This is a genomic window from Lachnospira sp. (assembly GCF_016290755.1).
GTDB classification, from domain to species: domain Bacteria; phylum Bacillota; class Clostridia; order Lachnospirales; family Lachnospiraceae; genus Lachnospira; species Lachnospira multipara.
This window is the reverse complement of the sequence record NZ_JAEEVD010000082.1, coordinates 1-6,048: the sequence shown is the minus strand read 5'-3', so window position 1 is coordinate 6,048 and position 6,048 is coordinate 1. Positions and strand designations below refer to the sequence as shown.

The following is a 6,048-nucleotide window of genomic DNA, read 5'->3' as shown; positions in this document are numbered from 1 at the left end:
TAATTTCAACCACTTGGCTTTATTCCGTTAATTCTGGCCGTATTCCGTTATTTGAGGCTGAATTTCGTATCAATCAATTTAAAAATTTATCTTTGTTTTGTTCTTTCCATGCCTCATATTCTGATTGGTTTGTTATGTTATATCCATAACTTCCACTCACGTCGTAATATTTTATAGTATTATCGTCAAAGTCTAATACCACATAATAATTCCAATACATTTCATCTGTATTTTCATCTGATAAGTCGATATAATACACTCCTGTATCTTTTATTCTTCCTGAACACACTTTATCAAATTCAGTATAATTATTATGTATATTCTCACTAAAATTTTCTTCATCTTCCATAGTGTAAATAAAATTTTCACCCAACTGCTGTTTAGCATATTCATATGGAATACCATAAATACTTATGTCTATTCCTTCCCCTATAGGCATTGTTTCTTCATATAATGCAACAGAAAAAGCTACAACATCTGACTTAATAACACTATATTGTCTTTTAATTGTCATATAAGTACTATAATCAAATCCTGTGCTTTCATTTGAATATCCTAAATTTGAAAATAAATATTCTGCTTTATCTTGCCACACAATATCTACTTTAGGAATATCCACTACTTTCCCATTCTCAATAATAGGTTGCGAATGTAGATTTCTATAAAACTGGGCTGCTCCTTTCTTAAATTCTGTACCTAACGGTTTATTAACTGCCACTAGTTCTTGCTCTTGTTTAGTATTTTCTTCACTATCAAAAGTATAATATTCAACGCCTTTCTTCTTAACGTAATAAGGAACATAAAAAGCTACATTTTCATTTTTATCATTAATAATGTAACTGTCTAAATACCAGCCATCAATAATTTCTCTATCATCAACTGTTTCCTCTTCCTCTGTAATAGAGTATTCTTCTTGTATTTTTTCAGTACTAACTGAGTTTGAATTATTTTTATAAGAACAAGAAGATATGAAAACAAGTGATATTAATAACATAACTACTACTTTATACTTCATAAATATTTCCATATACCCCATTGATATTTTTTTCTTTAATAATATTATATTATTTTTTTAATTTCAATCACTTGGCTTTATTCCGTTAATTCTGGCCGTATTTCGTTATTTTTGGGGGCTGAATTTCGTTATATCACTTTGTGCAACAAAATATTGGCCTCATCAATATATACCGATGAGGCCAATTTATCATACTATCACTTCTATAGGCAAAACCTGCAAGAATTTTAGATTTTAATTCTTATTTGTTTTATTTGTTTATTACATTTTAAATATTTAGATCCTTGTAAAAACTTCTTATAACCTCAGCTGAATGAGCTAATTCTTTAGCTTCTTCATCACGAAGTCTTATTTCTACAATTTCTTTAGCACCATCTGCATTAAGTATTGTTGGTACACTAAAATATAAATCCTTTATTCCATATTCACCATTTAATCTTACTGATACTGGTAGGATTCTGTTCTCATTAAAAAGAATCGACTTAACAATAGCTGTAGTTGATGCTGCAATACCATAGCAAGTATTTCCCTTTCTTGTAAAAATTTCCCAACCGCTCTTCTTAGACCAATCAAGTAATTTTTCCTTAGTAATATCGCTAGATCTTTCGCTATTATCTGATAAAACATCAGTTAAATGCTTACCGCCAATAGTGGCGCTTTCCCATGCCATTGTTTCTGTATCTCCATGCTCTCCAATAACAAAAGCCTCAACACTCTTAGCATCTAGGTCATAAGTCTGTGCTAATTTGCAGCAAACTCTTGCTGTATCAAGGGCTGTACCTGAGCCAATAACGTGATTAGCTGGAAGATTAGATAATTTCTGTACATAATATGTCATAATATCCACAGGATTAGATACAACTATAAAGATGCCATTAAATCCGCTTTCCATAACAGAGCCTACAATAGACTTAATAATGTTCATACTTGGAGCTAACATCTCAAGTCTACTATTACTATCCTTAGGCATTGGTGCTGCAGCTGTAATAATTACAATATCTGCATCCTTACATTCACTATAATCGCCTGCATGAATATTAATATTTCTATTAAGGAAATACATTGCATGCTGCATATCAAGTGCTTCAGCATAAGCCTTTTCCTTATTAACATCAATTAAAACAACTTCCCCACATATTCCCTGATTAATAATACTATAAGCTGTATTAGCACCTACATTTCCTGCGCCAACTACAACTACTTTAGAACTCTTAAAACTCATAAAACTCTCCTTTAACAACTAATTTTTGTAAATGTATTTTTCATGCCCCATTATAACACTTCAAAATTTTTTTCAAATGCCATAAGATAAAGAACTAAGAATATTAGTTAATCACTAGGTCTAGCATTAATTATATAAAATCAATTATTCCAAAAGCTTAAGTCTTTTCTTTTCCTTTTTACTTTCTATAAGATGTTTTAGACACATAACAGGATGAACAAAAAGCATTCTTGGTCCTGAATAACGCATTACGATTCGTATCTTTTCACGCATTTCTGGCTTATAACAGTGCACCTTACAATTGCTACAAAAAGTCTTCGTCTCCATAAAAGGACAGTTATTAATTTAAATTCCCACAAGGATTAGCTTTAACAACTAGAATTATATCACTAAAAAATGCTATTAAAAAACCGACCCTTAAGATTAGATTATTTATCTAACTTTAAAAGTCGGTTTAATTTTACTTTTATATTAATTTTTTATTCTAATATAACTTAGCACCAGCAGGAATGTGGTTATCAATCATATAAAAAATCCTTGCTACTTTGAAATACTTTATTATGTCTTTTTTGCTTTCCTACAGCCTTGTTGATGTGGCTTCATCTGTCACAAAATCCAGGCGATTCCTTTAGCTATCATTTCCTTCATTTATCCTCCTTTGCTTCATATATCTCTTTTTCATGTTTAAAGCCCCAGTTCATGATTGAGTAAAACACAGGGAAAAGATCTTTCCCCATATCAGAAAGTGAGTACTCTACATGAGGAGGGACTTCATTAAACTGGACCCTTGTAACAAGACCGTCTTCCTCAAGCTCCCTAAGGCTCTTAGTAAGCATAGTGTTTGTGATTCCCGGCAGGTCTTTCTTTAGCTGTCCGAATCTCACACTGTCATGGATACAAAGTTCATACATGAGCTGTGATTTCCATCTCCCCGAGAGCATCTCAAGAAGAGGTGTAACGGGGCAATGTCCATCCTTTGTTAGTATTCCTTCCTTAACCCTTACCAGATATTCATCATATGACATATAGTCTTCGTTTTTCTGCGACATATAATACCTCCGTTTCAAACAAAATTTACGATATTACATAAATCTATTTTATGATGTGAGTGTCAAAAGTCGATATCGGACCGCTACGCGCTATGCGCTCTCGCGTTCCTCCCACATTCCGCACTCTCAGGCCGCTAAAGCGTCCTTTCGTGCTCCATGTGGGGCGTGTCATGAAGTCTATCCTCCACTTTTGTGCGAGCACAAGTGGAGGAAGACTTATGACACTTATATCATTTTATCATATTTAATTTCATGTAACCATTCATGTCATCAAATCCAAGGGATCTGTATAATTCAACGGCCATATCGGAGCTCTCAAGATAGATTTTTTCAGCACCTTTCTCTGCTGCCCTCTCTATAAGATACCTGCATATCTTCTTTGCCAGTCCCTGCCTTCTGTACTCCTGTCTGACATATATATTCATAAGATAGGCACATTTGCCGCTTCGATTGTCCGGAGATGGCATCTCTCTATACAGGCATACTCCGCCACATCCTGCCAATTCTCCTGACACATATATTGCACAAGCCACATGACCGCCCTTTTTAAGCTCTTCCTGATAATATTCTTCATTTTCTTTTCTGATATCATTCCACTCAACATCCGAAAGCTTTTCTTTTTCCTGAAAAAAGACATTTGACAAAACCTCCATTCTAAGTGAAAGCAAAAGTTCCATATCATCTGCCTTAAGCTCTTTTATCGCTATATTATTATCTGTCACGCTGCCACCTTCCTTAAAACGTTTGGGAGTGCTGTTTTATCAACCTTACCGTTTGCATTAAGGGGAAGGCTCTTAAGCTCAACAAAAAACTCCGGAATCATGAAATCTGTCAGATAATCCTTCATGTAATCTGTAATATCCGCAAGTTTAACGTTCTCTTTTTCCGGCACCACATAGGCAACCATGTATGATAGATTATTGTCATCAACTTTTGGTGCTACATATGCCTGTTTGATAAGCTCTGACTTGGTAAGGATATTTTCAACTTCACTTACCTCAACTCTTTTTCCTTTAATCATTATCTGAGTATCTTTTCTGTGAAGAAAAGCAATGTTGCCATCTGGCAGATAGTAACCAAGATCACCGCTTTTATACATTCTTCCGTTTGCAGTATTTACAAATGCTTTATTCTCTTGGGCACGGTTTCCTATATACCCGTTAGAAACGCCGCCTCCAAAGATACAGAGTTCACCGACTTCTCCATCCGGAAGTTCTTTTCCTTCCTCATCCATGACTTTGATTTCTGTTCCAAGCACAGACTTTCCGACAGGAAATGTGCCATCTTCAAGGACATTATCCTTTGTGCATCTGCAATAAGAAGCACACACTGTGGTCTCGGAAGGACCATAGGTATTGTAAATTTCCACCTTTCCAAGAAGATTTGTAACATATGAAGCTCTTATAACATCTCCTCCGCTTATGAGGAGTCTCAGGCTCTTAGGTATTTCCGGAAGGTCATTGATTTCCTGTAAAAGATATGGGAAGCCGCTAAGCATAGTCACATTATTTCTTTTGATAAATCCGATAAGCTTCTTAACATCTGCTCTTTCTTCATCCGATGGAATCGCCAAAGCCGCTCCTGATAAAAGAGTTGTAAATACCTCTTCAACAAATATATCAAAGGAACATACAGAATGCTGAAGCATTATATCGCCACAAGCTGGGTGAAACTCATTGCAAAATGCTCTCACATAATGACATACATTTGCATTCGTTACAGAAACACCCTTGGGCTTCCCTGTAGTTCCTGATGTATAAAGGATATAAGCCAAATCCCTTTCGTCATATTCAGCATCACCTACAGCTGTTTCCTCTATAGCTAATCCTTTGTCTACAATTATATTTGTTAATTCGGGAAATCTGTCTGCATACTCTCTGTTTGTGATAAGCACGCTCACCTCAGCCTCTTCCATCATGTATCTGATTCTTTCCTTTGGGAAAAATGGTTCAACAGGTATATATGCTGCCCCAGCCCTCAAAGCTGCAAATATGGATGCTATCATTTCAACTGAATGGTTCATCATTATACCTACTCTTTTGCATCCTTTGGGAAGTCTTGCAGCTATTGTATCTGCCAGTAAAAGCAGTTCCTTTCTGCTAAGATTTCTTTCATTATCAAAAACTGCTAAAGCATCTTTATTCTCATTTACCTGTTCCATGAATTTTTCAATTATTGTATTCATCTAAAAAATCTCCTTTATTTCACATACATCTCTTCGTTACAATGCATATGATAAAGGAGATTTACAAAACCGCACAAGTACGCAGTTTTTTGAAACATAGTATCACCGATGATACTTTTGCGTAATTATGCGGTGTATCTGGCACAATTTTTTTGTACAAGCGAGTCGAATTGTTAATACTTGTTACCGCCTTTATCTGTGCCACTTATGGAGGAAAAAGTACAATGACGTTGTACTTTTAGACAAAATAAAAAGGCGCATAAACCATATGGTCTATACGCCCTAAACCTTTATCTCTTCCTAATATTTTTCAAAAAAAGTCCATTTTATTCAATGCTAATGGTTATAGTAACATCTCCATTGGAAAGAAGATTCGTAATTTCTTCCTTATTCTTATCAGATATATGTCCAAGTCTTGTATATGACCAGCTATTAGAACCATAGAACACTACCATCTGATTTCCAGAGTATAGTACAATGTCGCCTGAACTCGTTGTTGTCTGTTTATCATCTCTAGGCAGACTCTGTCCAATTGAGCCGACCTGTTCAAAACCGCCATACATTGACATCTGAATTG

Annotated in this window: 6 protein-coding genes and 1 pseudogene; all 7 read right to left on the bottom strand. The window is 35.1% G+C overall.

Annotation, left to right across the window (positions count from 1 at the left end):
* Nucleotides 1-73: 73 nt before the first annotated feature.
* On the bottom strand, nucleotides 74-1,015 hold the full coding sequence (locus QVA17_RS12045; protein WP_287389208.1) for a hypothetical protein: 942 nt from the start codon (nucleotides 1,013-1,015) through the stop codon (nucleotides 74-76).
* Between the two features lie 268 nt (nucleotides 1,016-1,283).
* Nucleotides 1,284-2,237: an L-lactate dehydrogenase gene (locus QVA17_RS12040; RefSeq protein ID WP_287389206.1), complete on the bottom strand. Its 954-nt coding sequence runs from the start codon at nucleotides 2,235-2,237 to the stop codon at nucleotides 1,284-1,286.
* 144 nt (nucleotides 2,238-2,381) lie between these two features.
* Nucleotides 2,382-2,573, bottom strand: a pseudogene (locus QVA17_RS12625) (nitrous oxide-stimulated promoter family protein); the annotation flags it as partial.
* A 308-nt stretch (nucleotides 2,574-2,881) separates the two neighbouring features.
* Entirely contained in the window at nucleotides 2,882-3,286 is a 405-nt protein-coding gene (locus QVA17_RS12030) for a winged helix-turn-helix transcriptional regulator (RefSeq protein ID WP_287389204.1), read from the bottom strand.
* 230 nt (nucleotides 3,287-3,516) lie between these two features.
* Nucleotides 3,517-4,008 carry a GNAT family N-acetyltransferase gene (locus QVA17_RS12025; RefSeq protein WP_287389202.1) on the bottom strand — a complete coding sequence of 164 codons (492 nt, stop codon included), beginning with the start codon at nucleotides 4,006-4,008 and terminating at the stop codon, nucleotides 3,517-3,519.
* Nucleotides 4,005-5,471 (bottom strand): amino acid adenylation domain-containing protein, encoded by a 1,467-nt coding sequence (locus QVA17_RS12020; protein WP_287389199.1) that lies wholly within the window; start codon nucleotides 5,469-5,471, stop codon nucleotides 4,005-4,007. Before QVA17_RS12020 ends, QVA17_RS12025 begins: the two co-directional genes overlap by 4 nt.
* A 326-nt stretch (nucleotides 5,472-5,797) precedes the next feature.
* A partial coding sequence (locus QVA17_RS12015) for a cyclophilin-like fold protein (protein ID WP_287389197.1) occupies nucleotides 5,798-6,048 on the bottom strand: 251 nt, incomplete at its 5' end.